25 protein-coding genes and 2 CRISPR repeat arrays (1 of these 27 running past the window's edge) are annotated in these 25,180 nt (G+C 32.4%); of the genes, 11 read left to right on the top strand and 14 right to left on the bottom strand.

Features of this window, described 5'->3' with window-relative positions:
* Window positions 1-17: 17 nt before the first annotated feature.
* Window positions 18-1,028: a biotin synthase BioB gene (bioB, locus tag PERMA_RS06730; RefSeq protein ID WP_012676190.1), complete on the bottom strand. Its 1,011-nt coding sequence runs from the start codon at window positions 1,026-1,028 to the stop codon at window positions 18-20.
* A 79-nt stretch (window positions 1,029-1,107) separates the two neighbouring features.
* Between bioB and lpxB the strand changes: the two genes are divergently transcribed.
* The 5 genes from lpxB to PERMA_RS06705 are packed head-to-tail and all read left to right on the top strand — an operon-like array spanning window position 1,108 to window position 6,184.
* Window positions 1,108-2,247 carry a lipid-A-disaccharide synthase gene (gene lpxB, locus PERMA_RS06725; protein ID WP_012675400.1) on the top strand — a complete coding sequence of 380 codons (1,140 nt, stop codon included), beginning with the start codon at window positions 1,108-1,110 and terminating at the stop codon, window positions 2,245-2,247.
* Window positions 2,248-2,300: 53 nt separating this feature from the next.
* On the top strand, window positions 2,301-3,035 hold the full coding sequence (locus PERMA_RS06720) for an ABC transporter permease (RefSeq protein WP_012676658.1): 735 nt from the start codon (window positions 2,301-2,303) through the stop codon (window positions 3,033-3,035).
* Window positions 3,035-4,231: a 3-deoxy-D-manno-octulosonic acid transferase gene (locus tag PERMA_RS06715; RefSeq protein ID WP_012675281.1), complete on the top strand. Its 1,197-nt coding sequence runs from the start codon at window positions 3,035-3,037 to the stop codon at window positions 4,229-4,231. The genes PERMA_RS06720 and PERMA_RS06715 overlap by 1 nt, the downstream gene beginning before the upstream one ends.
* Complete coding sequence (locus PERMA_RS06710) at window positions 4,228-5,316, top strand: VIT1/CCC1 transporter family protein (protein ID WP_012676215.1); 1,089 nt, start codon at window positions 4,228-4,230, stop codon at window positions 5,314-5,316. The genes PERMA_RS06715 and PERMA_RS06710 overlap by 4 nt, the downstream gene beginning before the upstream one ends.
* Window positions 5,317-5,326: 10 nt before the next feature.
* Window positions 5,327-6,184: a YicC/YloC family endoribonuclease gene (locus PERMA_RS06705; protein WP_015898909.1), complete on the top strand. Its 858-nt coding sequence runs from the start codon at window positions 5,327-5,329 to the stop codon at window positions 6,182-6,184.
* Here the strand turns inward: PERMA_RS06705 and PERMA_RS06700 are convergent, their stop codons facing one another.
* Window positions 6,185-6,814 carry a class I SAM-dependent methyltransferase gene (locus PERMA_RS06700; protein ID WP_012676131.1) on the bottom strand — a complete coding sequence of 210 codons (630 nt, stop codon included), beginning with the start codon at window positions 6,812-6,814 and terminating at the stop codon, window positions 6,185-6,187.
* 116 nt (window positions 6,815-6,930) lie between these two features.
* On the opposite strand from PERMA_RS06700, the gene PERMA_RS06695 reads away from it, so the two are divergent.
* From PERMA_RS06695 to PERMA_RS06680, 4 genes are all read left to right on the top strand, one after another.
* Window positions 6,931-7,137 (top strand): hypothetical protein, encoded by a 207-nt coding sequence (locus PERMA_RS06695; RefSeq protein WP_041530905.1) that lies wholly within the window; start codon window positions 6,931-6,933, stop codon window positions 7,135-7,137.
* 159 nt (window positions 7,138-7,296) lie between these two features.
* A complete protein-coding gene (locus tag PERMA_RS06690) occupies window positions 7,297-7,560 on the top strand; it encodes a hypothetical protein (protein ID WP_041530904.1) in 264 nt (87 codons plus the stop codon).
* Between the two features lie 215 nt (window positions 7,561-7,775).
* Window positions 7,776-9,227: a hypothetical protein gene (locus PERMA_RS06685; protein ID WP_012675472.1), complete on the top strand. Its 1,452-nt coding sequence runs from the start codon at window positions 7,776-7,778 to the stop codon at window positions 9,225-9,227.
* Between the two features lie 61 nt (window positions 9,228-9,288).
* Window positions 9,289-9,579: a hypothetical protein gene (locus PERMA_RS06680; protein ID WP_148206413.1), complete on the top strand. Its 291-nt coding sequence runs from the start codon at window positions 9,289-9,291 to the stop codon at window positions 9,577-9,579.
* Window positions 9,580-9,666: 87 nt separating this feature from the next.
* On the opposite strand, the gene PERMA_RS06675 is transcribed toward PERMA_RS06680, so the two are convergent.
* The 3 genes from PERMA_RS06675 to cas1b all read right to left on the bottom strand — a co-directional run bounded on the left by PERMA_RS06675 (window position 9,667) and on the right by cas1b (window position 12,162).
* Window positions 9,667-10,044, bottom strand: a complete 378-nt coding sequence (locus tag PERMA_RS06675) for a hypothetical protein (RefSeq protein ID WP_041530903.1) — start codon at window positions 10,042-10,044, stop codon at window positions 9,667-9,669.
* A 206-nt stretch (window positions 10,045-10,250) separates the two neighbouring features.
* Window positions 10,251-10,602: direct repeats of the CRISPR family, unit length 28 nt; unit sequence TTTATACCCCACTTGGTTCAGAAAAAAC.
* 296 nt (window positions 10,603-10,898) lie between these two features.
* Window positions 10,899-11,165, bottom strand: coding sequence for a CRISPR-associated endonuclease Cas2 (cas2, locus tag PERMA_RS06670; protein ID WP_012675710.1), 267 nt, complete (start codon window positions 11,163-11,165; stop codon window positions 10,899-10,901).
* A gap of 1 nt (window position 11,166) precedes the next feature.
* Window positions 11,167-12,162 (bottom strand): type I-B CRISPR-associated endonuclease Cas1b, encoded by a 996-nt coding sequence (gene cas1b, locus PERMA_RS06665; RefSeq protein WP_012676200.1) that lies wholly within the window; start codon window positions 12,160-12,162, stop codon window positions 11,167-11,169.
* A 66-nt stretch (window positions 12,163-12,228) separates the two neighbouring features.
* On the opposite strand from cas1b, the gene PERMA_RS06660 reads away from it, so the two are divergent.
* Together PERMA_RS06660 and PERMA_RS10775 are read left to right on the top strand one after the other, a co-directional pair.
* The gene (locus tag PERMA_RS06660; protein WP_012675374.1) at window positions 12,229-13,626 is read left to right on the top strand and encodes a DUF2357 domain-containing protein; all 1,398 of its coding nucleotides are present in this window, start codon (window positions 12,229-12,231) and stop codon (window positions 13,624-13,626) included.
* A 22-nt stretch (window positions 13,627-13,648) separates the two neighbouring features.
* Window positions 13,649-15,994: a hypothetical protein gene (locus PERMA_RS10775; RefSeq protein WP_012675939.1), complete on the top strand. Its 2,346-nt coding sequence runs from the start codon at window positions 13,649-13,651 to the stop codon at window positions 15,992-15,994.
* Between the two features lie 3 nt (window positions 15,995-15,997).
* Here PERMA_RS10775 and cas4 read toward each other — a convergent pair whose 3' ends face one another.
* From cas4 to cas6, 9 genes are all read right to left on the bottom strand, one after another.
* Complete coding sequence (gene cas4, locus PERMA_RS06650) at window positions 15,998-16,510, bottom strand: CRISPR-associated protein Cas4 (RefSeq protein ID WP_015899034.1); 513 nt, start codon at window positions 16,508-16,510, stop codon at window positions 15,998-16,000.
* Complete coding sequence (locus PERMA_RS06645; protein ID WP_012675813.1) at window positions 16,495-17,283, bottom strand: nucleotidyltransferase domain-containing protein; 789 nt, start codon at window positions 17,281-17,283, stop codon at window positions 16,495-16,497. The genes cas4 and PERMA_RS06645 overlap by 16 nt, the downstream gene beginning before the upstream one ends.
* Before the next feature lie 128 nt (window positions 17,284-17,411).
* On the bottom strand, window positions 17,412-19,661 hold the full coding sequence (locus tag PERMA_RS06640) for a CRISPR-associated helicase/endonuclease Cas3 (RefSeq protein ID WP_012676604.1): 2,250 nt from the start codon (window positions 19,659-19,661) through the stop codon (window positions 17,412-17,414).
* A gap of 18 nt (window positions 19,662-19,679) precedes the next feature.
* The gene (cas5b, locus tag PERMA_RS06635; RefSeq protein WP_041531102.1) at window positions 19,680-20,402 is read right to left on the bottom strand and encodes a type I-B CRISPR-associated protein Cas5b; all 723 of its coding nucleotides are present in this window, start codon (window positions 20,400-20,402) and stop codon (window positions 19,680-19,682) included.
* Window positions 20,403-20,418: 16 nt separating this feature from the next.
* Window positions 20,419-20,697 (bottom strand): type II toxin-antitoxin system mRNA interferase toxin, RelE/StbE family, encoded by a 279-nt coding sequence (locus tag PERMA_RS10960; RefSeq protein ID WP_041530902.1) that lies wholly within the window; start codon window positions 20,695-20,697, stop codon window positions 20,419-20,421.
* Entirely contained in the window at window positions 20,698-20,946 is a 249-nt protein-coding gene (locus PERMA_RS06625; RefSeq protein ID WP_015898877.1) for a type II toxin-antitoxin system prevent-host-death family antitoxin, read from the bottom strand.
* Window positions 20,947-21,016: 70 nt separating this feature from the next.
* Complete coding sequence (cas7i, locus tag PERMA_RS06620) at window positions 21,017-21,949, bottom strand: type I-B CRISPR-associated protein Cas7/Cst2/DevR (RefSeq protein WP_012676358.1); 933 nt, start codon at window positions 21,947-21,949, stop codon at window positions 21,017-21,019.
* On the bottom strand, window positions 21,942-23,645 hold the full coding sequence (cas8a1, locus tag PERMA_RS06615; protein ID WP_012675210.1) for a type I-B CRISPR-associated protein Cas8b1/Cst1: 1,704 nt from the start codon (window positions 23,643-23,645) through the stop codon (window positions 21,942-21,944). Before cas8a1 ends, cas7i begins: the two co-directional genes overlap by 8 nt.
* A complete protein-coding gene (gene cas6 / locus PERMA_RS06610; protein WP_012676602.1) occupies window positions 23,645-24,442 on the bottom strand; it encodes a CRISPR-associated endoribonuclease Cas6 in 798 nt (265 codons plus the stop codon). Before cas6 ends, cas8a1 begins: the two co-directional genes overlap by 1 nt.
* A 357-nt stretch (window positions 24,443-24,799) precedes the next feature.
* A CRISPR array of direct repeats spans window positions 24,800-25,180; the repeat unit is 29 nt; unit sequence GTTTTCTTTGAACTAAGTGGGATAGAAAG; it runs 367 nt beyond the window's last position.

Raw genomic sequence — 25,180 nt, 5'->3', positions numbered from 1 at the left:
AGAGATATTCTAACAGACTAAACGGCTGTTTTGTACTTTGAGAAAAGATCCCTTCCTGTGATAAGCTTTCTTCCCAGTCTTCTCACCATCTCTTCATCCTTTCCAGGTGCTCTTCCAGCCCTTGTGAGATAACCACCTGCCATAACACAGTTTGCTATCTCCATCGCTGTGTCATGGTACTCCCTGAGATTTATCTCCCTTCCACCACAGAGCCTCAGCTCAGCCTGAGGATTGAATAACTTGAAAAGGGATATGATCTTAAGACATCTTTGAGGTGTAAGCTGTTTATTCCCTTCAAGAGGTGTTCCGGGAATTGGTATAAGAAAGTTCATAGGTATTGAGTTAACGTTAAGCTCTCTGTATACAGAGGCGAGATCAACTATATCCTCATCTGTCTCACCTATACCGAATATACCACCTGTACATGTTGAAAGACCAACCTTCTGAACAGTTTTTATTGTTTCAAGCCTCTCTTTATAACTGTGAGTTGTAACAATATTTTTAAAATGTCTCTCTGATGTCTCAAGGTTGTGATTTACCCTGTCAACACCTGAATCTTTTAAAAGCTTAAGGTCTTCCTCATCCACAGTTCCTATTGATACACATACCCTTACAGGAAGGTTCTCTGTTATCTCTCTAACAGCATCAGCTATCTGCTCAACTTCTTCCTTTGTTGCCCTTTTTCCACTTGTCACAATACAGTATCTGTTCGCCTTTATAGATACAGCCTTTTGAGCTCCCTCAACAAGCTCTTTCTTTGGAACAAGTCCGTATGCATTTATAGGAGTTGGATACTTTGAAGACTGAGCACAGAATGAACAGTCCTCACTACAGGCACCATTTTTTGCATTTATAAGTGAGCAGAACTCAACCTCATCTCCAAAAACAGCCTCTCTTACCTTTGATGCTTCCTGTACGAGAAGATCAAGATACTCATCAGGTATGGAAAGTATCTTCAATCCATCCTCTTTTGATAACTTCTCTCCTTCTAAGACTCTTTCAGCCAGACCTTTTATAAAATCTTCCATAACAACCTCGTTAACCTGTTGATTTTTTATAGTTTACCATAATTTGTATTGTATAATTAAATCAAAAAGGTGTATGTGATTGAAAAAAGCGTTTATCAGCGTTGGAGAGATATCAGGGGATAACTACGCCTCACAGCTTGTAAAAGCCCTTCCTGATTTCATGTGGGTTGGCATAACAGGTCCAAAGATGAGGGAGGCAGGTGTAGAAACTGTTGAAAAGCTGGAAAATATATCTGTTGTCGGTCTTATGGAAGCTCTCCCTAAGTACTTCAAGATAAAAGAGACATTCAAAAGATCTGTTGAGATACTTGATAAAGGTATTGATCTTCTTGTTGTTGTTGATTTCCCCGGATTTAATCTAAAACTGTTAAAGGAAGCAAAAAAAAGAGGGATAAAAACGGTTTATTTTATAGCCCCACAGGTGTGGGCGTGGGGAAAGGGAAGAATACCAAAGATAGCCCAGTACACAGATCTTCTTATAGCTATATGGCCTTTTGAAAAGGAGATTTATACAGATTATATCTCAGATAGCTTTAGGGTTGAGTATGTAGGACATCCGATACTTGATATTATAAAAACAGAGGAAACAGAAGAGAGCTTTAAAGAGAAGATAGGAATAGAGAAAGATAAAAAGATATTCGGACTTCTCCCGGGAAGCCGTGAGAGTGAGGTAAAAACACTCCTTCCAATTCTACTATCATCAGCGGAGATCATATACAGAAAAAGAGAAGATCTCCATTTTGTTATCCCATCAACACCTAATATGGAAGAAAATGTAAAACAGATCGCAGGAAGTAAGAAAGTACCTCTATCGGTGATAACAGTTAAAGATTTTAGACACCCTTCATATGAGGTTATGAAACATTCTGTATTTTTAAATGTGGCATCAGGGACGGCAACACTTGAGACGGCAATATTTGGAAATCCGTTTCTACTCGTTTACAAGGTCTCCCCAGTAACATTTTTTATAGGGAAGATGCTTGTTTCCATAGATTACCTTGGACTTCCAAATATTATTGCCGGAAGGGAGATAATCAAAGAGCTTCTACAGAAGGAGTGTAACCCTGAAAGTATAGCCAGATGGAGTCTGAGATATCTGGAAGATCCTGAAGTTTACGAAAGAACAAAAAATGATCTTGAAAAAGTAAAAAAGGCTCTTGGAGAAAAAGGTGCAATAAAAAGATCAGCAGACCTGATAAAAGAGCTTTCCCTATCATAGCTGTTATAATATCTGTTATAAATCTGATTTTATTAACATACCGGAGTAAGTAATTGGAATATAAATTTTTACTCTCATATATTCTTGTTTTAGCCGCCCTTTTCTACCTTTACAAAGAGAAGTTAGATATAGAAAAAACATTACTGATAAACTCAATAAGAGCCTTTATCCAGCTTTTGATCTTAGGTTATCTCCTCTCATACATATTCAAGCTTGAAAGCCCTTTAGAGCTTTTAGGAATCCTCACATTCATGATACTTTTTGCAGCATTTACAGGTCAGAGAAGAGTAAAACTGGCAGATAAGGGTTATATCGTTGCATTTCTATCAATATTCTGTGCATCTTTTATAGTTCTCTTCTCTTTAATCGCACTTAATCTTATAACATTCAAACCAAACGAGATAATACCTGTTGGAGGGATGATAATAGGTAACTCCCTGAATGTTTACACTATCGCCGTTGATAGAATGAAAGGTGAGGTAAAAAATACGATAGATATTATAGAGAATATAATAGCCCTTGGTGGAAGCCTAAAGGATGCTTTTTATTTTGTTAATAGAGCATCAATAAAGGCAGCTATGATACCTATACTGAACAGCCTTCAGACAGTTGGAGTTATACATATTCCCGGCATAACCGTAGGTATGCTTATAGCAGGAGCCCATCCCCTTGAGGCTGTATCCTTCCAGCTTGTTATAATGTATATGATCGTTGCCGTTGCACTTTTTACAGGGATATTCTCTGTAAATTTTGCCTATAAAAAAATAATCAGGACGGTTTTTAACTGATGGTAGCTGTTTATAACTTTTTGTACACGCTTCTTGTATTTTTATACCTTCCTGTCTTTGTTCTGACAAACAGAAAAAAAGGGTATAGATCAGACATTAGAGAAAGATTTGTATTATACAGTGACAGCTCTAAAGAGAATACATTATGGTTTCACTGTGCAAGCATAGGTGAGCTTAATGTTGCCTATCCGGTAATAGAGAGATTAAAAGAAAAACACAACATACTCATAACTGTAAGTTCACCAAGGGGAAAAGATTTTGCATTAAAAAAGTATCCTTACGCTACAGTAAGATCTGTTCCTCTTGATCTGCCATTTTTGATAAAAAGATTTGTAGATATTTACAGACCTTCTGCACTGATAATAACGGAAGGTGAGTTCTGGCTGAATCTTGTTGTGAAAACTTCTGAAAGAATACCTGTACTATCAATAAACACAAGAGTCTCGCCTTCCTCTTTCAGTTTTTACAGAAGATTTACCCCAATCTACAGAAAAATTCTTAACAGCTTCTCAAGGTTTCTTGTAAGATCTGAAAAAGATCTGAAGTATCTTTCGTTCTTTGTTCCTGAGGATAAGCTTGTCCTTTGTGGTGACCTTAAATTTGTCTCTTCCTCTCAGAAAAAGGATCTATTTCTTGATAAAAAAGGAAAAAAGGTTATCGTTGCTGGAAGCACACACGATCCTGAGGAAAAAGTACTGATAACAATATACAAAAATCTGAGGCTTAAATATCCAGATCTCAGGCTTATAATAGCTCCAAGACATCTTGAGAGACTGGATCAGATAAAAAAATTACTGGAAGAGGAAAGACTGTCTTTCTCTCTCAGAACAGAAACGGACAGGCTTGATTCTGATGTTTACATAATAGATACAATAGGCGAGCTCTCAGGGATCTATAGATATGCTGATGTAGTTTTTGTTGGTGGGACTATAGCTCCGGTAGGAGGTCACAACATACTTGAACCTGCAGTTGAAGGAAAACCTGTTGTAATAGGCAACCATTATGAAAAGATTGAGGATCTATACAGATTTTTAAAAAAATTTAATGCTGTTTTTTCCGTAAATGATGGTAAGGAGATGGAGAAGCTTATAGACAGACTCCTTGAAGAAGGATTTAAACCAGAACTGGATATTTCAAAATATCAGGAAAAAATATTAAACTGCTACATAAAAAATATTGAGGAGTATTTAGTTTGAGGCAGATTGTAGAGTATGCAAAGGAGTTTTATAAAGACGAGATAAATGATTTTGTTACCTACAGCTATCTGTCTGAGAAAGCAAAAGATCCGGAGCTGAAAAAAATACTGAAAGAGATCGCAGAAATAGAAAAATCTCACGCCCAGTTCTGGAAAGACTTTTTACAGAAAAGAGGTGAAAAAATACCTGAAACAGCTCACTCAAAAATAAGACTTTTCCTTCTGTCTGTACTTTCAAAGATAATAAATCCTGTTTTTGTAGTTTCTTTTCTTGAACTTGGAGAGTCAGGAGCGGTCAAAAAGTATTACGACTTTCTGAAAAAAGAGTCCATAGATGAAGAAGAAAAAGAGAAGATAAAAAAGATAATCGTTGATGAGCTTGAGCATGAGACAACATTTTCTAAAGAAACACAGAAACTTGGAGTGTCAAACATAAGAGATTTCGTTCTTGGGATGAATGACGGACTTGTTGAGATACTTGGAGTTGTTACAGGACTTTCAGCTGTATACCTGAACAATCCCTTTATGGTAGCGATCTCAGGTCTGATTGTTGGTATTGCAGGAGCTTTATCTATGGGAATAGGAGCTTTCATATCTGTAAGATCTCAGAGGCAGGTAAATGAAGGAATTAAGGAAAAGCTTGAGATAATATTTGATATCCGCCCTGAGAAAGCTGTTGATGAGTTTAAAGAAAAACTTGTAGAAACTGGAATACCTGAAAAGCTCGCAGAGGAGATAAGCTCAAAACTTGGAAAAGAAAAAAACTCACTTAAAAAACTCCTTGTAGAAGAAGTTACAGAAAATGAGATAGTGTCTGGTCTGTTTACAGGTTTTGCCTATCTGATAGGTGTTTTATTCCCTGTACTGCCGTACTTTTTCAGTCCAACTTCCATAACAGCCCTTCCTTTTGCTGTTTTATTTGCCGGTCTTGCTCTAACAGTTGTGGCAACAGTTATATCTGTTTTATCAGGGATAAATGTGAAGAAAAAGATCTTAGAGATGGTTCTGACAGCATTTTTAGCTGCAGGTCTTTCTTATGGGTTTGGATCGTTAATGCAGTCAATTTTTGGAATTAATATAGATTAAGGAGGATATTATGCCGTACAGTATGACAGGATTTGCCTATGTTTCACAGGAGTTTGATGAGTACGATATATCTGTAAGAATAAAATCTCTGAATGGGAAAGGTATTGATATATCTGTCAAAGGACATAGAGACCTTATAGCCTTTGTAGAACTTGATGTCAGGAATATAATCAGATCTTTCTTTGATAGAGGGAGCTTTCAGGTTTTTATAGATCTAAAATATAGGAAACCAAAGCTTTTTATGAATATTGACAACCTGAAAGAAGCTGTTGAGACAGTTAAAACTGTTATGGAAGAGATACAGCTTTCCCCCTCAGACGACAAAATATACGATCTTGCATCAGGTATAGCCGGTGAAATGGAAGAGAATCTTATAGATGAGGAACTGAAATCAAACACACTTGATGTTGTTAAAAAAGCCTGTGAAATACTGAAGGAGGAAAGGAAAAGAGAGGGAGATAATCTGATAAAGGATATTAAAAACAGGCTTATAATACTGGAAAATATCGCAGAAAAGATAGACAGACAGAAAGAAGAGATCATATCTAAGGCGAAAGAGAGAGCTGTTGAGAAAATAAGGGAGCTATTAGGTGAGGAGTTTTCTGAAAGAGCATTTATAGAAGCCACAATAATAGCAGACAAGATGGATATAACTGAGGAGATCGTAAGACTGAAGACACATATAAAAAGATTTAAAGAGCTCTTAGAACTTGATCAGCCTGTTGGAAGAAAAATGGATTTTCTATGTCAGGAGATGCACAGGGAGATAAACACAATGGGTAATAAAATGCCAGATTTCTCAGAATATACTGTGGAGATGAAAGCACAGCTTGAGAAGATAAGACAGCAGGTTCAGAATATTGAGTGATTAAAGCTTTTCTGCAGATATAACAATAAAAGAGCCTTCACCGTAACCTTCTTTGACAGGCTCAACAGATTTTATATCGTCAAGTTTTTTGAAAACCGTCTGGAGATATCTGAAATTTCCAAAACCTTTCTGGGAAAGGATCTGTGTAAGTTCCTCTGTGGAGTAAAATGTTGCGTATCTGTAGAAGGGACTTTTTTCCTTTATTTTTTCATAAAAAACACCTAAAGGGGAGTTTTTATCTATAAAGCCTATAACTATCTTTCCTTCTTTCCTCAGTATTCTGTAAGCCTCTTTAATTGATTTATCAATATCATCAACAAAACAGATAGTTGTAACAAATAGACAGAAATCAAAGGAGTTGTTCTTAAAAGGTAGATATTCAGCTACAGCCCGAATAACAAAAATTCCCTTTTTCTTTGAGATCTTAGCCATTTTCAATGAAGGTTCAACACCGTACTTTATGTTTAGAGGAACAGCAAATCTACCGGATCCAACGCCAATCTCAACACCTTTTCCCTCAGGAATCAGTTTCTTAACAGCATTCAGCTCCGACAGATAAGCATATCTGTTTTTCTCAAACCATTCTTCATATCTTTCCGTAAATTCCTCAAAAGGTTCAACTTTTGCCAATATAAACCACCAGAATCTAAAAATTAATCAATCATTATAATAATAAAAAACCTCTTTTATTGCGTAACAAGATAGAAATTCAAGAAAAGACTGTCATCTACTAAACAACAGACTGGATGAAAAAACACACCTCAACTTTTCTGCAAACAGTAGGAGTTTTTCTTGGAATAACAGCATTTATAGGATACTTAGTTCTTCTTGAGGCTGTTCCTGCAGATATTCCTTTTGCAGGGGTGATAAAACTTTTAAGTATATTGTCTCAAGGAACTCTTATAATAAGTCACTTTTGGGCAGAAAAATCAAACTGGGAGTTAGGAACATGAACTATCATCATTCGTTTAAGGAGAAATTTAAAAAGAGTTTAAAAGATGTAAATTTATTTATGATTTAACTATGACAGGAATATTTCTATTCTTTAAATATACAGTAAGATTTTAAGCTAAAAAATCTAAGTAAATATTAAAAAGGAGGGAGGAAGCACTATGAGAAAGTTAGTTCTTCTATCAGCTTTTATTACTTTTTTAACATTTACTACAACTCAGGCAGAAACTTCTGCGAATAACTCTAAAGGTCTAAGTCAAAAAGAGTTAGACTGTTATTATTCGCTATACGATAAACTTGAAAAACTAAACTACTACTCTGGAAAGAGAGCTGGAGCTATGAACACTTTAGTTCTACTTCTGAAAATGGAAGGACTAACAAGCTGCGAAATACTTAAGTATTTCAAAGAAATCACCAATGAATAAAATTAGGAGCCAAAATCATGATATTCGGATATGAACTCATAGCAACTGATATGTACACTGTTCCCGCCTATCAGCACGTTACAGAACCTGAAAAACAATCCAAAAGCGGTAGTGTCCTGCGGTGACTGGAGCCTTAAATATCATTTAGAAAAGTTGTATGAAAAAACAAAAAATAAAAAACTTGAGAAGCTTGTAAAACATACGGGGGGTTAGCCATGAAAAAATGGATGCCTATCTTTCTTTTAACCTCATTTTTCATATCTTCCTGTGGAACGTCAACCAAGCAAGCCAGTGTAGAGCAGATCCAGAAATTCCAGCAGTCTTCAGCTGTTGCACAACTACTTTATAAACTGAACAACATAAAGAAAGTACCTACATACCTGCCCAAGGATGCCCATTCAGGTTATCTGTGGTCTGATGGATACACTTTCTGGATTAACCGAAAGAGGACAGATCACTGGATAGAGATGTTGACTCTTTATTTGAAAAAAGCGTGTGAAAAGGACGGGGGAAAACTGATTAGGAAAGTAAAGGCAGCTGACGGATTTACAGCTACTGTGGAGGTTGAGAATAAGGTAATTGCTGGCGACGTCTGTATGAGAGGAGATGAAAAGTTATTTATGATCGGAGGTTTCCATGAAGGAGCTGGATATTTCTCATCTGCAAATAACGAGGTTAGATGGTTTCCGGTAGTAATTTATATCTGGCACAAGGATACTATAAAAGGAGTAAGACCCTACAGCCAGCTTATAGCACCAGATCCAGATTACAAAGGCAAAAAAGCAACAGAGGTATTCGGACCTGACAAAATATCAGCATTCATTATGAAGATGAAAGATATTAAATACGATTACGGTAATTTTGTGGTCGGCTCAGGATCTATCCGTGATAAAGGAGCAGCTTTAAGAAAGTTTAAGATAATAAATGAAATGGTCTCCTTCTGTAATGCCAATGGTGGACAGCTTTACAAAGACGGTATTCCTATAGATGAGTTTATGATAAAAGTGGTTATAGAGAAGAATAAACTTCACTTCGGTAATGGAGCTGTTTTTGAAGGAAAGTATATATGTAAATCACCTATAAGAGGATTTACAATAAAGCTATCGCAGGTGAACCAAAAAACCACTTATATAAGTCCCTATGCCCACGATTTTTCCTATAGACTTCTTATTAAAGATGAAATAGAACAGATCCAGATGGCATCGTCAGAACCTCTACCAGAACAGATAAAAGAAAAAGATTCAGCTGAAGCATCGGATATAGCATTAGAAACAGCTAAAAATAAATCAGGCGTAATTAAGCAGATAGGGGGTATAGCATACTTAAGTAAATATAACGGGAAAGACAAAGAAGGCTGTGATCTTGTTTCAATAATAAAGACTATAACAGCATTCTCTAAAAAGGAGATATTGAATTTTAAAGTTTGCAATGGAAATGCAATACCCCTTGGAAACACTCCACCCGAAAGCATAGCCAAGAAGGTTATTCTAAAGGCAAAAATACTTGCGAAATCCTGTAAGCTGTACAACATCAGATCAATGGATGTGGACAACTACCAACTTAGATGTTTTCCTTTGAATGACTATGAAAAATGTTTGTATGAGATAAGATATTTTAGAGACGGAAGGCTGATAAAAACAGAGCAAATCAATGCTTGCCGGTTATAGCATTGACGATCTTATTATAAGACTTACATTAAAATTAAATCCTTATTAGGGGTTTTTTGTTATGGACACATTACTAATTATTACTGTAATAGCGGTATCAATTGGAGTTTTAATGGTAATAGCAGGGTTCACATATTTTATGTTTATTGTAATTTATAGTATAATTTATGGCTTTTTTGGATCAAACGAGAATGTAAAAGAAAAAGAGGAAAGTATAGAAAAAACAGAAGAAGAAAAAGAAGAGGAGTTTATTGAAGACATATCTGACCTGACTTTCTTTGGTGAAAACTTCTTCCCTCGTCTTTACAAATATGATATTCCAGCAGTTGATAAAAGAAAATTTGATGATTAAATTTTAAACAGCCCTTTGTAGAGGGGCTGTTTCTTTTGATAGATCTTAATTTTTATTTATTGGTAATCTTTATATAATATCTTAGTATCATTTCTCAAATATCGGCTTGCCAGTTGTCTTATCAACTGCCGACGGATCATTACCAAATAAACCACCATCCTTAACTTCCGGGGTTGCAATTGAGTTTTCTCTCCCCCTTTTAAGGAAATTATACATATTCCACACAAGAGTATTATTTGCCGCCTCATCATATTTATTCTTTAACTCTGTTAAGTCTTTATACTGTTGCTTGAAGTTATTGTAGAGTTTATTTCGTTGTTCGCTTTCAAGATATCCCGGAATTTGTTCCATTTTTGTTATTTCTTTCTTCAATGCTTCCAACGTTTTATCAACTTTTCCATTCCTAAAATCTTCTAATGTGTACTGATAATATGATCCGCTTTTAGAGTTGTAATTATCAAGCATAGTTAAAAACTCATCCCATGTCTGTTCAACTTCTTTATCATTAAGTCCCTTTTCCTTAACCTCTTTTTCAAGCTGAGATAAACTTTTATCGGGTAGTTCAAATTTTGTAAAACTTTACTATACAATTTCCATTATAAAACTTTCTATCCCACTTAGTTTAAAACAAACAAGACGCAGTGATGGTCAATATACAACCAACAACAACATTTATACCCCACTTAGTTCAAAGAAAACTGCATCGTCCCAGTTCCTTATTACATGTATCTTCCACTTTATACCCCACTTGGTTCAGAAAAAACGTAGGGAGTTTTAGATATAAGTTTTATGATCTTCAATTTATACCCCACTTGGTTCAGAAAAAACTCATTTATCGTCTGATCAATTTTCAAGCAAAGAAGGAATTTATACCCCACTTGGTTCAGAAAAAACTACACAGGAAAAACAATATATGTAGAGCAGAAAGAATTTATACCCCACTTGGTTCAGAAAAAACCCTCAATTTTTCTTATAGATATTTCCAGCTCATAAAATTTATACCCCACTTGGTTCAGAAAAAACCCATCTGCCTAAAAGTATAAAAAAATAAATAGTTTAGCAAGTTATAAAGCCGTTTAGAGAAAGATCATTCTGCTTTTATACATCTTTTCAAAAATAAGTAATCTGCATTAAACCTGTAGTAATGCAATTATATTTATTTGCATAAACTTATTAGCGTTGATTATCAATGATTAAAAATTTGAGTTTTCTCCACTCAGAATGCATTTTATTTTGAGATAAATCCTATGTTAAACATATTCTGTTTCCATGTATCCTTTATAAAACTATTATTATTCTAGTGCAATATTTAAAAAATTTTACAAAAAATTATCCATATAACTTTTTTTTATCCCTAAGACTTTCTTTTTTATATTTCTGGGATTTTTCACCTCATAAACATAAATGCTGTCTTCATTGCGATCAATAACATCATTTATCTCAGACATACACTGTGCAAGCTTACCTTCAGATATTTCACCCTCAAATGTAGATAGCTGACTCCAGTAAAGATATTTCTTTAATATCTTCCTTACTTTATTTAATCTTCTGTCCTCGGAAATATCATAAGTCACTATAACAAACATCTTACCACCACGCTTTAAATGGTTTATAATCCTCATCACTTATCAGATGTTTTATCAACTTATAACATTCAAGCCTAATTAACTGTCTGTAAGAGACTTTTCTCTTTAACTTCCGGTGTTTAATTGTTTTAGAAAGCCTTTCTTCGTAAGCTTTTAAGAACTTTTTTCGTCCATTTTCATTCAGATAGGCATAGTTCAGATCTTTATCAAAATCTTTTATGGTTATCTGTCTGTTATTAATTAGACTGAAAATAAGTGGGTCAATAATAAAAGGCTTAAAGATCTCGGCTAAATCAAGAGATAATGAAAATCTCTTTTCCTGTGGCGTGTGAAGGTAACTTATAGTAGGATCAAGCTGAGTCCTGTATATCTCCGTGAGAACAGTATTGTACATAATAGAATTTCCAAAACTTATTAAAGCATTTATCGGGTTGTCTGGTGGCCGCTTTTCTCTTTTTTCCATAAAAAAATCTTCGTTATTTATTATTTTGTTAAAAAGCTGGTAATATCTTTCCCTGATATTACCTTCTAATGCCATAAGTTCTTCAGTATTTCTGGTTTCAAAGATCTTAGGAAAAAGATCTTTTTCTATCTCTTCAAAATCTTCAGAATTTATATTCTGCTTTCTTAGATTTCTTAGAATATGATAGGCCGCTCCTTCAACAAAAGATACCGCAAGATACTGCCTTTTCTTATTATCTATATAATGCCTTACCTGCTCTACTAACAGACTCCCTGAAACATTCTTTTTTCTCGGCAAAAAGCTTCCAGAATAAAATCCATAGTAATTGTAGAAATGAATAGGGATATCGTATCCAGACAGGTAATTCAGAGCTTTTGTGTTTATATCAAGCTCGCCAAAAACATAGATTACATCTATATCATTTATCGGAAGAGCTTTTTTGACTATCTCCCCATTCTGCTCTGTTTCAAAATAAAGGGTGTTCTCTTTTCTTCTAAGCCTTCCGTTAGAGTTAATATAAAACCTACGAGACATTTTTTCCCCTTTGTTTTTATATTTAAATATATAGTGTTGAAAAATTCAGAAAAGGACTTGCAAATTTTGATCATAGAAAGCAATAGTATTAATTTAAAAGAAATTGGCATTAGACATAACGATATTAAATTTCTAAAATATTTAGAGGAATCTGAAAAAGTAAGAATAGAAGATGATATTTTATATGTAGAAAATTTCTGCGGATACTTGACAGATAATATACTTGTGATACCGTCCAAAATAAAAAAATCCTTAGAAAGTTTTAAAAAAGAAAGCGATTTTCAAACTTTCTTTAACTTTTTCTTTGAAAAATTTTTAAATTACATTATCAGAGAACTATCAAAAGAGAATATTATTTACTCAATTGCTTTAGCAAACTTCCCTGTAGATGAAAGCAAACCAGTGGAAAGTAAAATCTTTAAACTTTTACTACTCTTAGAAAAGAAAGATGAGTTGATAAACTCTGTTCATTTCGTTCTCTCTAATCCTCATAAAGAGTTAATCGAAAATGAAGAATACAAGAACTTAGGAGAGGTATACGTAGTTAATGAAGATGTTTTGACTGACATTATATCTAATCCTCAGTTCTTATACAAAACGGAAAATGGAATTATCGAAGACAGATATTCGCCTATAAAGGTTTTACAGTATGTGACAGAAGAAACATTTGATACTCTTGAAAATAGGTTTATTAAGTATTTTTTAAAAGAGATTGAAACAGTTCTGTCTGAAGAACTAGAAGAATTCCTATATCTAAAGGAGCTAAGAGAAATAAAAGAGGAAGTTGAATACGCCTTGCAAACAGATATTTTTGTGGAAGTCGGAAATCTAAGTTATTTTCCTTCGAACTCTCAGGTATTGATGAAAAAAGCAGGTTATAGAGAAATATTCAATATATATAGATTGTTCCATTCTTCATTCATACCACAGATTTTTAAAAATCTTGATATTGCGCTTTCTTTAAAAGATATGGCTACTTTATGGGAATACTACGTATTAATAGAAATACTAAAATCACTCAAAAAGATTTACGGAAATTATGAAACAAAGATTAACTTTGAAGAAAGAACTAAACAAGGGACTATATACGATTATGCGGTGTTTGAGTTTGAAGATGGATTAAAACTATATTTTCAAAAGAGCTTATACTCTTATTCCAGGTTAGAATTTAGACCTGATTTTATTATGGAAATGAATAATAAAAAATATATTTTTGATGCAAAATTTAGAATTTTTGAAGATAATAGAAAGGATATTCTCTTAAATATGCATTATTATAAAGATGGATTAGATGCTGAATTTGCTGTTGCAGTATGTTATGGAAATAATACATTGGGAAATTTTTATTTTAAAGATAAAGGGATTTATGAAATAGAATTTGATAAAAAATTTTTGAACCAAGAGTATTTTGAAGGTATAGGGTTTTTAAATTTAGATTTAAAAAAAATCCTGATTAATGATTAAAAAATAAAGAGGTTCATATATTATGGAGAACAAAAGGCATAAAGATATATTAATCGAAGTGTTGCAAAATTTAGGAGGAGAAGCTCATCTTAACAAGATATATGAAGAATTTAAAAAATTAGCTCGGAAATATAATGTCCAGATTTCAAAATCTTATAAAGCCACCATAAGAGGAACACTTGAAAGATATTCTTCAGATTCAAACAATTTCGTAGGTAAAGAGGATATTTTTTATCTAAAAGAAAAAGGAACAGGAATTTGGGGACTAAGAGATATTAAGGAAAAAACAATAAATTCTGATTTAAAAGGCAGCTATAACCAAAAGAAAATAGCTCTTGCTGGTTCAATAGGCAAAGATGATCTAAAGAGTCTATTATCCGATATTGAAACTAAATTGAAAAATAAAGATAAAGTATCCCTTTGGTGGAGCTATCCGATAAAACATTGTAAAGAAGACTACGAAAAAGAAAAACCTTTCTGGTTTTATTTTTATCAAGATGGTAAGTTAAAAGCGAGATGCAAAGTTGTAGACTTCATAACTCACGAAGGTGATGACGGAATAGAATGTCCAGAGAACTGGGAAGATTTTATTCTGGATGAAGGATGGAAAGGAAAGAAAAAACTTTCAGAAAGGAAAAATGAAATATTCAAAACATGGCTATTGATTGATAAAATTGAAGAATTAAACGAGTACATTCCATTGAAAGATCTGAAAAGCTTCTGTAATCGTAAAATAAATCCTATAGCTTTAAAAAATGGATTTTTGTACGTTTACGATCCAATAATTAATTCAAAAAAATTTTTAGAAAATCTAAAGCTTGAAAATCATCAGATAGCATCTTTCTATAATGCCTTAAAAACAAAAGGTTTTGTTATCTTGGCAGGACTTTCAGGCACAGGAAAAACAAAAATTTTTGAGGATTTCGTTAAATATTTTCCCAACTCAAAAAGTATCAAAAAGGAAAAATGGATTGTTACAGAAGACACAGAGGAAAAATTGGTTCCCATTAAAAAAGAGCAAATACAGTTTGGTAATGGAAGATTAAAAATTCAAGATTTTATTGAATCTATAAATGAGAAGTTGATGTCTACGACTAATAGAAAAGTTTTTTTGAAAATAAACAAATACTATACAGAACTTATACCTGTAGTAGAAGAATTAAAAAACAGAACAGATTTAATCAATGCATCAGAGATAACAAATCACTTGGCGGTGTATATCGGAAGTTTATTTGGATTTGAAATAATTGAAAAAGAAGATATTAAGAAGTTAGGCTTAAAAAAATTAGATAAAAAACTTAAAATAAAAAAATTTGAACAGAATTTAGATAACAATTTATTCTTCCCCGTTCGACCCGATTTTAAAGACAGTAAATCACTACTTGGATTTTATAACCCTTTAAAAAGGGAATACCATACAACTCCTTTATTGGACTTTGTATTAGAAGCTTCTAAAAACTATTTGGAAAATGGAAAAGATTCAGACCCCTTTTTCGTCCTATTTGATGAGATGAATTTAGCAAGAGTTGAATATTACTTTGCAGACTTTTTATCTGTACTGGAAGCAAAAAAATTTCAAAACTTAAGCGAAGCTATTGGAAGTTGTAGTTTTATAGAGTTTATTAAAAATCTTGGAAAAGAACTGAATGAAGGAAATTATAAATTTACTTCCCAAAGCATAAAACTTCACAATGAAGAAAGTTCAAATGTACCAAAGGAGCTATTTTTACCTCCGAACCTTTACTTCATCGGAACTGTAAATATTGATGAAACTACCCATATGTTTTCTCCCAAAGTTCTAGATAGAGCTTTTACCATTGAGTTTGATGTTGGATGTTTTGATGAGTACCTTAATTTTTTAAAAAATAGTTCAAACGGTATTGAAAATAAAGGCAAATTCACGGAAGATTTAAAAAAAGACTTTACAAATAATGGCAATTTTGCTTCCATAAACAAAGGAAAGATTTTAGAGTTTTTAGAAAAAAATAAGAAATATAAAGATAAACTTGAAGAAATAAATCAGATCTTAAAACCTTTTAACCTTCACTTTGGATACAGAGTTTTTGATGAGATAGTTATGTTCTTATACAACTGTCAAAACTCATTAATAAAATTTGAAAATTTAGATGAAGCTTTTGATCTGGCGTTAAAGATGAAAGTGCTACCGAAGTTTCATGGAACAAGACAAAAACTGAAAAAACCTATTTTAAGATTTCTAAACTTCTGTGAAATTAAAAGTCCAGAAGAACTCATAAAAGAAGGCATCCCAGATTTAAACTCAATTGATAGTGATTATAAACATACTGCCCATAAACTTTTAGAGATGCTTTATAAGCTCCAAACACAAGGTTTTACAAGCTTTATGTAAAAATCACCCAAAGCAAAACTCAAAATAAGCACATTTTTTGCAATATGGGACATCTATCACAGGTGGTGGTTTTTCCTGCTTTAGTATTCTATCTATTTCCATTAAAGCCTGCTCTATCTTCCTTTCATCTTCTGGTGTAAGCTCTACAAATTCTCTTCTCTTTTGCTTGGGATAGTTTATTATCCCTTTTTTGCTTATTCCAAGCTTTTTTAGATAATACAGATAGTATAGAATTTGCATTCTATCAGCTTCTGCCATTCTATCAGAGTATTTAACTTCTCTGATGTTTAAGTTATCCAGGATATCAATTGAGATAATATTATCAATCAGAACTTCTTTAGTTTTATCTCTTTTGTAACTGGTTTCGTGAAGTAACGCCCCCATAAGAACCCTGTCAGACTTTTCTTCCATCGTGATCTTTCTATCAAAAAGCCATAACTTTCTGGGACAAATAAAGTAATAATTGATTTTAATCCCATTAACCTTAAGCTCTTCAAAGTTTATTTCGGGTTGCATATTTCAGTATCATATTTGAAAATCATTCTTCTTAATAGGAAGTTATAGCCGTAAACTTCAGGAAGATTTGTCCTAAAATCAAACTCTTTCAAAAATTTCTCATAATAATCTATATTTTTTTCTATAAACTCATTCAATATTTTAATTTTTGGTCTAAGATCCAGTTCTTTTGTATTCTTTTTTTCTTTTAGTAGTTTTAAGATTTCAAGTTTAACTTTATCTGAAATATGGACTCCGTTCAAAAGAATCTCAAATTCTATTGGTGGAATTCTTTTTTTATCTTGGATCCAATTTAATGCAAATATAGGTCTTAACACATAGAAGTATTTTTTTACCTTTACTAAATCTCCCTTTAGATATTCTCTGTAGTTTGATTTTGCCATGTGGAAGTAGTGGTACATCAGGGATTTTGGGTTGAAGGACTTTTCCATGAGTTTTTTGATTTTTTTATAAAATTCTTCATCTTTCAGGTAAACTCTAGGAGAGTTTAACCACTCAATGAGGGAAGGATTTGATTTCCTGAGCAGAAACAGAGCTTTTTTAAGCTCCCATCCGACAAAGTCAAGTTCTCCGTCGATTATTTCAATGGTATCCCTTTTTTGCTCTATTGACAGGTAGTAATCCAGTTTTTCTACATATATAAATCTGATGTCATAATCACTGTCAGGAGATTCAAATCCCCACGCTCTGCTTCCAGACTCACAGGCATAGAGGATTTTTATGTTGTGATTTTTTTCAATATTTTTAAGTTTTTGTCTTATTAAATCTTGCATTTTACAAATATAACAGAAAATTTCTGTAAACTAAATTCTGTATAAAAATTTTTCTGTCCATTTCTATTCAAAATCAACTTTTTATATAAAATAATTTGTAGTTTTAAAAAAAAATGAGTTAAAAGATTTTATAAAATTTCACCAAGTTGCTGACTTTCAATAATTAATCCGAGTTCGCTATTATAATCAAAATTTACGGAAAATATTTTGTTCCTCATTTTAGGTGGTGTTATGTCTGTTGGGATCTGGTCTTTTATTCTGAAGATTGGAAGACCTAAAGTGAAAGAGTTTAATTTATGAATGCTCTTTAATCTCTCTGGATATGGTATTGACTTGTCCAAAATCTGGTTAATCAGATTATCTATCTGTGTATAATTTTCATTAAGTATCTTTTCGGGAATTACATTTATATTTAGGACCTCTCTAAATAATTTTTGAGCTTCTCCTTTGGTATCTGCCTGATAACCGTATTCCAATAATTCTAAGTTCTTCTCAAACTTTTCATAAAACTTTGTGCTTTTTATTTTTTCTTCATTATAAACTTCTTCCATTAATGACTGTTTTATCTCTTCTGTCAGTATTTCTCCTTCATAGTTTTTTAAAGCTTCCTTCGTTAACTCTACAATATTTTTATTGTATATTTTTCCCTGATCTGATGGGTTGTTCAAGGCAATAAATATATTTGGAGAACTGTTTTCATCAATTGTTCTGCCTTTCCTTCTGTTTACTCTTCCCATTCTCTGTATTAATGCATCAAGAGTAGCTATTTCAGTAAATAAGACGTCATAATCTATATCCAGAGATGCCTCTACAAGTTGAGTTGTTATCCAGATGACTGGTTGTTCTGTCTTGAAATTCTCTTTTATCTGATCTTCTTTTTCTTTTCTGTCCCTGTTTATAAATAGTGAGTGAAGAAGTTTTACATTGGTTTTATCATCTTTAAGTAATTTGTATATCTCCTGTGATTTTTTTACGGTGTTCAGGATCACTAAGACTTTTTTGCCTTTTTTATACAGATCTTTTATTTTTTCTGTTGTTTCTTCTAAAGAGTTATCCAGTAAGGTAATTTTATGCTTTTTTTCTGTATTAAAAACGGCGTCTAATATACGACAGTAATCCTTTAATCTTTCCCTTATGAACGGATGTATGGTAGCACTCATAAAGCAAAACTTCCCACCAAGTTCAGATATTTCCTGAAGACCTTTGATTATTATTGCTAATGTATCAGGAGAATAGCTTTGTGGCTCATCTAAAACTATTTTGGAGTATGCAAGTGTAGCATATACCTTTTCATATCCCGGATATTTAAATGTAGCTGTAAATAACTGGTCAGCAGTGGTTATTGTTATCGGCATAGCAAACTGTCTTGTTGCCTGAGTTCTAATTATATGCTCTTCTATTGATAGGTTGTCCTCAAACTTTTCGTATTTATCAAATCCATAAAAAACAGCATCGCTGTGAAGAAGTCCTATTTTATCTTTACCGAAATAGTTAACAAACCTATCATACATTGCGTTAACAGATACCCTGACAGGCAAAGTATAAAATGCTTTACTTTCACCTATCCAGTTTATAGCAAACTCTGTTTTTCCCATTCCTGTTGAAGCGGTTAAAAGTATGTTTTCATTCTCATAATCTTTTGCTTTTTCCTGAAATGGTTTTAGTCCTGTAAAATTTTCTTTTTTAGAAAGTTTTTGTATTAGTTTTTCCCTTGGATTTTTTATTCTTTCTTCTTCCACATTTACTTTTGCAGATGCTGAGTGGTCAAGACGGTGAAGTAATCCCTTTAGTAGTATGAAGTATTTAGACCTTTTAACTTCTTTTGTTTTTTCATGTTCACTATATTTAAATTCTTTTATTTTCTTAAAAAGAATCCCTGATCTGTCTGGGTCAACACGGTCTATAACTATTGAATACTTTTCCAGCCAGTTTAGTAAATCAGCTTTTTTTGAAATATCCTTTTCCACAACTTCCTTAAGATAATTACTATCAAAATTGATCTCTCTATCGTGGTGAAAAACTACAGCATAAAAAATATAATCAAAAAACTCTCTTGGTATTAATTTTCTTATTGATTTTGAATATAAAAATATTCCAGACAGAAAATTATGAGGTATTTCTTTATCCACTCCCCTGGGGATTTTTTCACCTACAATTCTCTTCAACTTACTTTGAAAATTATCAGATACTTTTCCTAAATCATGAAATAAACAGGCAAATTTTAAATTTTCCCAAAAATCTTCATTAATTACTATATCTCTGCCGTATATATTTTTTAGCTTTTCAAGCTCTATCAGAAGATTTTCCGTATGTTCCTCTAAAGTTTCTGGAACTGGTTTTCCGTCTTTGTAATAGATTTTTGCATAAATTTTCCTCATAACTATTAATCTTGATTTTTAATCCCCTACTAAATCTATTACCCTGTTTTCTTCTTTATCAAATAAGATTTCTCCTTCTCCCAATACAGCATTATCAACATATACTATATCTTTCCTCTCAAAGTATCTTAGTCCTGTTTTATTAAGCAGGTCACCATCATACTTAAAGTTCATTCTGTAGTTTATTCCCCTAAGTCCAAAATAGTCGGCAGTTTTTTTGTTAATGTAAATCCCGTAGTATATATCGTGAGGCTCTTCATAGAGATCTATAGGTTCTGGCTCTATTATCTTTAACTCATCAATTCTAACTAAATCTTCGTATCTTCCAATTGATGGATACTCTAATTTGAAAACATTTTCAATAAATCTGTGCAGAAAGTGTTCTTCTGCTTTTATGTATATATGTAGGTTTATATCAAAAATATTTGTTACATAAGTCGGAGATTTTGAGAAAGCTTTGTTAAAGCCTTCTATTACGATTTCTCCTTTTGTGTTCCTTTTTCTATCAAACTTTATAAGTGTCTGTAAATCCTGAATTACAGAAGAGAACTTTCCCTGAATACTCATAGAGATAGGAATATAATGCCTGTTTTCATCTTTGTTTCCGTTCCAGACTACGTAGTGAAACCAACCTCTAATAGTTGAAAGAGGCGGTAGTGGATAGCTATCCCAGTAGTTGTAACTCATTGGTTTTCTGTAATTCGCAAAAAGTTGATAGGCTTTAATTCTTAAAATCTTCATAAACATTTTCCCCCACTTATCCTTTATATATCTCATCATGGGAACCTATATCTATCAATACGATTTCATTCTCAACGACAGCAAATGTAATAATAATGCGGTAATTCATTGTTATAGAGACAGAATACTTATCTTTAAATTTCCCCTTTAGTTTGTGTAACCTTAATGAAGGATGATACGGATTTATTTCTAGCAATCTTAAAACTTTCTTGTATCGTGGGATCAAGTCCTTGTGTTTTTTTAAGAAATCCTTTTCCCTTCTTAAATATGTTTCAGTAAAGACAAGCTGATACATTTATATTCCCAATCTTTTTATATGTTCCTCTGCAGTTTCTTTTATAATCCTACCTGCTTTATAATCCTCTTCTGCTTCTTTTATAATTTTTTCAAGTTCCGCTTCTTTCAGTTTTTCATATTCTTCAATTGGTAATATGACAAACTTAGGCTTCCCTCTAACAGAGATATATGCTTCCCTGTATTTTTTTAGAATTTTCTCAACAAAGGAAATTCCTTTTGTTTTCAGTTCATTTGCCGTTATAATCATAACTATAGACCTCTTAATAATACTCTTAGTAATACTATATAAAATTCTATTCAGATTACAAGTTTCATAATTAATTTTTTATCCCATAATAATCGTTAACCTTTTTCTTTAGCTCCTCAAAGAAATCATTTATATTGTGAACCTGATTATCTGGCAGTAGTTCTTTAATGTCGGATTCGTTTTCCCAGTATCCTTCTATAATACCTATATGGGTATTATCTTTAACTTTTTCTCCATTGAAACTTATATCTAAAATAGAGGCTATTATAGGAGTTTTAACAGAATATTTCCTGTTCTCTTTATTGTAACTAACTTTTAGTCTGCCGAGGAAAAATGGATTTTTTACATTGTAAACTCCGCCAATGGCAAAAAGTGGATTCAGACTTTCCATTCTTCCTTTGATATTTCTGTTTAATATTTTTAATACATCAAGGAGCATATTAATTCTTCTTGCCTTTTCTTCTGGTTCTATATCAATTTCGTCGTTTTCGTCTTTACCTACTTTATCAAGTTCTATGGTTATGGTGTACGAGTAAAGGGAAGAATGGTGTTCAAACTGGAAAGGATTAGGATTTGTTCCTGCTCTTTGAGCAAAATTTAGATTTGTTCCAAACTCCACATCTAAATTCATAGGTTCTAAAGATATTGCTGGATTTATTCTAACTACTGCAGGCCTTGTTAAAGCCCCTTTATCTTTTTCTGTTTTCATATAACCAAATAAATCAGCTTCAATATAATCTTTTACATTAGCTTCAGGTTTAAATTGAACAACATCATTGTCCCCTGTTAGAGGTTCTTCTTTATCACTATCTATCCCAAAAATTTCTTTTAGTAATCGGTATGTATCAAACCTTATTGCCTGTCTTGATTCATAAGAGTAAAGCTCGCCAGACCTTGATAATTTTTTTAGTTCAGAAATATTTCCAACTCCTTCTCCATAGTTTAAACTCATCGCATCAAAGATTATTGATATTGTTAATCCTTTTGGTTGTAAGTTACTCATTATTTGAAACCTCCTTTGGTTTTTCTTTGCCGAGTAATCCATTTAAAAAGCTATAGCCTAAAGGATAAAATGTATTTTTATCAGATATGGCTTTCACAAAAGTGGAAGGAATTTCTTCTCCATAAGCCATATATGTTCTGATCAGGACATCCATAAACTGATTTGTATCTCCTATCCTGAGAGCATTAAGAAGTTTGTAAGCAATTGATTGGATCTTATTTTCAGCATTAGATTCTCTTAGTTTTTTTGCAAGGTCTATACCCTGGTAGTAAATGCTCCAGAGATTATTTTCATCAATACCCATATCAGTTCCTCCTAAAATTACTTTTTGTAAAAATTCCTTTGTTAAAAGATTTAATAACTGAAGCTGATAGCTGGTTATATTTGTGGCGTAATAGCTTGAGTCATTGGCGTTTTTTAAATGTAATTTTATCAATCTGTTTAAATACTTAAAGTTCAAACTGTTGTTTAACGTTTTTTCTATAACTTCCGGTAATACTGAAAAGCTGTCATTCTTTATCTTGTAAAATACTTTTGATAATTTTTGGAAGTTTTCTTTGTTGTTTACTAAAAATTCTGCTTTTTCCCTTGAAATATTAAAACTGTAAATCTTTGGCATCGTTTCATTGTTTAAGTCCAATTCTATAATAACTGTGTTTTGTAATGTATATCTTGCTCTTTCTTCTTCAGACATCAAAACAAGTTCTGTGAAAAATTCAATAAATGGATTTTCAGAAATCTCTTTTGTAAGTTTTCTTTCAAGTAAAAGATTTTCTTTTAACAGACTTTCTAATGAAGTGTCGGAATTAACATAATAGAAAACAGTTTTTCCATTCTTATTCACGGGGATTAATCCAGCAAAATAAGAGAAATAAATAATTTCACAGATTTCACAGAGGGGAAGTTTTGGTTTAAAGTTCCAGACAAAGTTCACACTATCTGGATTTAATCCATAAAATTTAGAAATTCCTGTATCAAAAATAGTATCTTTTTTGGCTTGCCTGTCTATGCAGTTTATGCATTTATAAGTTTTGTCACGTTTAACACTGCTTTCAATTAAAGGTTTTTCAAAATCTTTATAAAATTTTTCAAATCTATCTTTATTAACACTAAGGTTTAAAAAGCTTTTCTGTCCGTAGATATTTCTTAGATATATCTGAACATCACTTTCCCAAAATTCTTCTCTTTCAGATTCCATTATTGAGATAGCTTCATTTAAAACATCAATTAGTAAATTTTTATCTTTTTTTATATCATTTTTTGAAGGTATCTTATTCAACTTTTTCTTCAAAAGAGTAAATCCCTGTAAAATCCTTTTAAATCTATCAAATATTTCAACTGGTAAAAGAGTTGGTAGGTTCTCTATTTTTATATCTTTATTTTTAAAATATTTCTTTGCTAATTTTTCAAAATTTTCCTCATCATCCAAATTTTGTAAATCTTCTATGTATTCTTTAAAAAGATTTAATAAATTTTCATACCTACCATACTGGTGAAAAGCATAATCAAAAAACCTCTCAGAGAAACCTTCAAATATCTTCCTGTCAAACTCTAAATAGTTATCTCCGAACTTTAACAGACTTTCATCCTGAGATATCAGTTTTTCTCTTTCTATTTTCCATAGATGATGATTTATCTTCAAAAACCCTATAATTCCTGCATTACAAAGCCAGTCTCCAAGATAAACCCTTTCCATTATCCCACTACCTCCACCATGCCGAAGCCCTGGCCGGTTCTGTTGCCAATGCCGATCTTGTAGAGAATCTCAAGATCCTTCGGATGTCCAGACAGCTCAAAAATTCCGTAATTTCCTGTGAGATACATGATAGGTTTTCCTGTTTTCTCTCTGAACTTTTTTAATGTGTGCTTTATAACTTTTTTGTTCATTTTTAGAGGTTTGAACTTTAATGGTTTTTCAAGTCCTCTGCCTTTAATATGTTCAGATCTGAGTATTCTGTCTGTTATTTCATTTAGTTCTTTTTCAAAATTTTTGTCTGAAAACAGAACTGGTTTGTCATTTATATCTTCTACTAATATGGGTGAATTTGTTTTAAAAATGATCCTATCAGATCTAATAGGTCTCTCGTTAAGGTAAATAACCTTTTTTATACCCCAAGATATCTTTTTGCCGTTTATCAGCATATTTGTATCTGAGCTAAAATCAAAAGCTCCCATTCTTTTGATTCCATTAAATAGGCTTATTAAGAACCGATAATCAGAAGCAGATACATATAGGGAAAGATAGGATCCGTTCAATGAATAAACAGTATCTTCTATTATGAAGTTTTCATCTATCTGTATTTCTTCTTTTTGTGAAGGAACATTTTTAGGAGAAGGAATGTTAAAGCAGAAAGGTTTGGTTATCTTGCCTCTGTAAAGATATTCTTTGTAGTCTATATCAGCTTTTTTTAAAGCTTCTTTAATGAATGAAACTGCCCTATGTCTGTATATAATAGGGTGTTTCTCTGCTTCGATTATGATTTTTATTCTCATATCTCCCTTCCTGAAGTTTATTCCCCCAGTAAAAAGCGATTTTCTGTTTTAATAAAGTTTTGTCTTCTATTTTTTTAGAATTATAGCAGATATTTTCTTACCTTATAATAAGTATAAAATGGTTACATGGTATGAGAATAGGGTCAGATTAAATGCATTTTGAGTGAGAAAGACTAAGATTTTTAATCCTTGATAATCAACGTTTATAAGATAATGATAATAAGTATAATTGCATTACTACAGCTTTGATGCAGATTACTTATTTTTGCAAAGATGTATAAAAGTAGAATGATCCTTCTCTAAATAGCTTTATAGCTTGCCAAATCACTATATTTTTTTATATCGTTAGAATGATGGGTTTTCTTTGAACTAAGTGGGATAGAAAGTATCAACGAAAACAGCTATCAGCATATTTGCCTGCTCAGTTTTCTTTGAACTAAGTGGGATAGAAAGCGATCAAACAAAAAAGGAGGAAAAGAAAATGGAGGTTTTCTTTGAACTAAGTGGGATAGAAAGCAAAAAAATAAGAAAAAAGACAGGTAACCAGTCCTGTTTTCTTTGAACTAAGTGGGATAGAAAGCCTCTAAGAACCAGAGGAACATTCCCTGTAACTTGTTTTCTTTGAACTAAGTGGGATAGAAAGAAAAATAGACGAACTGAAAGCTAAAGGTGTTGAGGGGTTTTCTTTGAACTAAGTGGGATAGAAAGCCGTATTTGTCATTCCAAATAGAAAGCAAT

Source organism: Persephonella marina EX-H1, assembly GCF_000021565.1.
GTDB classification, from domain to species: domain Bacteria; phylum Aquificota; class Aquificia; order Aquificales; family Hydrogenothermaceae; genus Persephonella; species Persephonella marina.
Note: the sequence above shows the minus strand (reverse complement) of the source record. Positions and strands in the feature narration are given on the sequence as shown.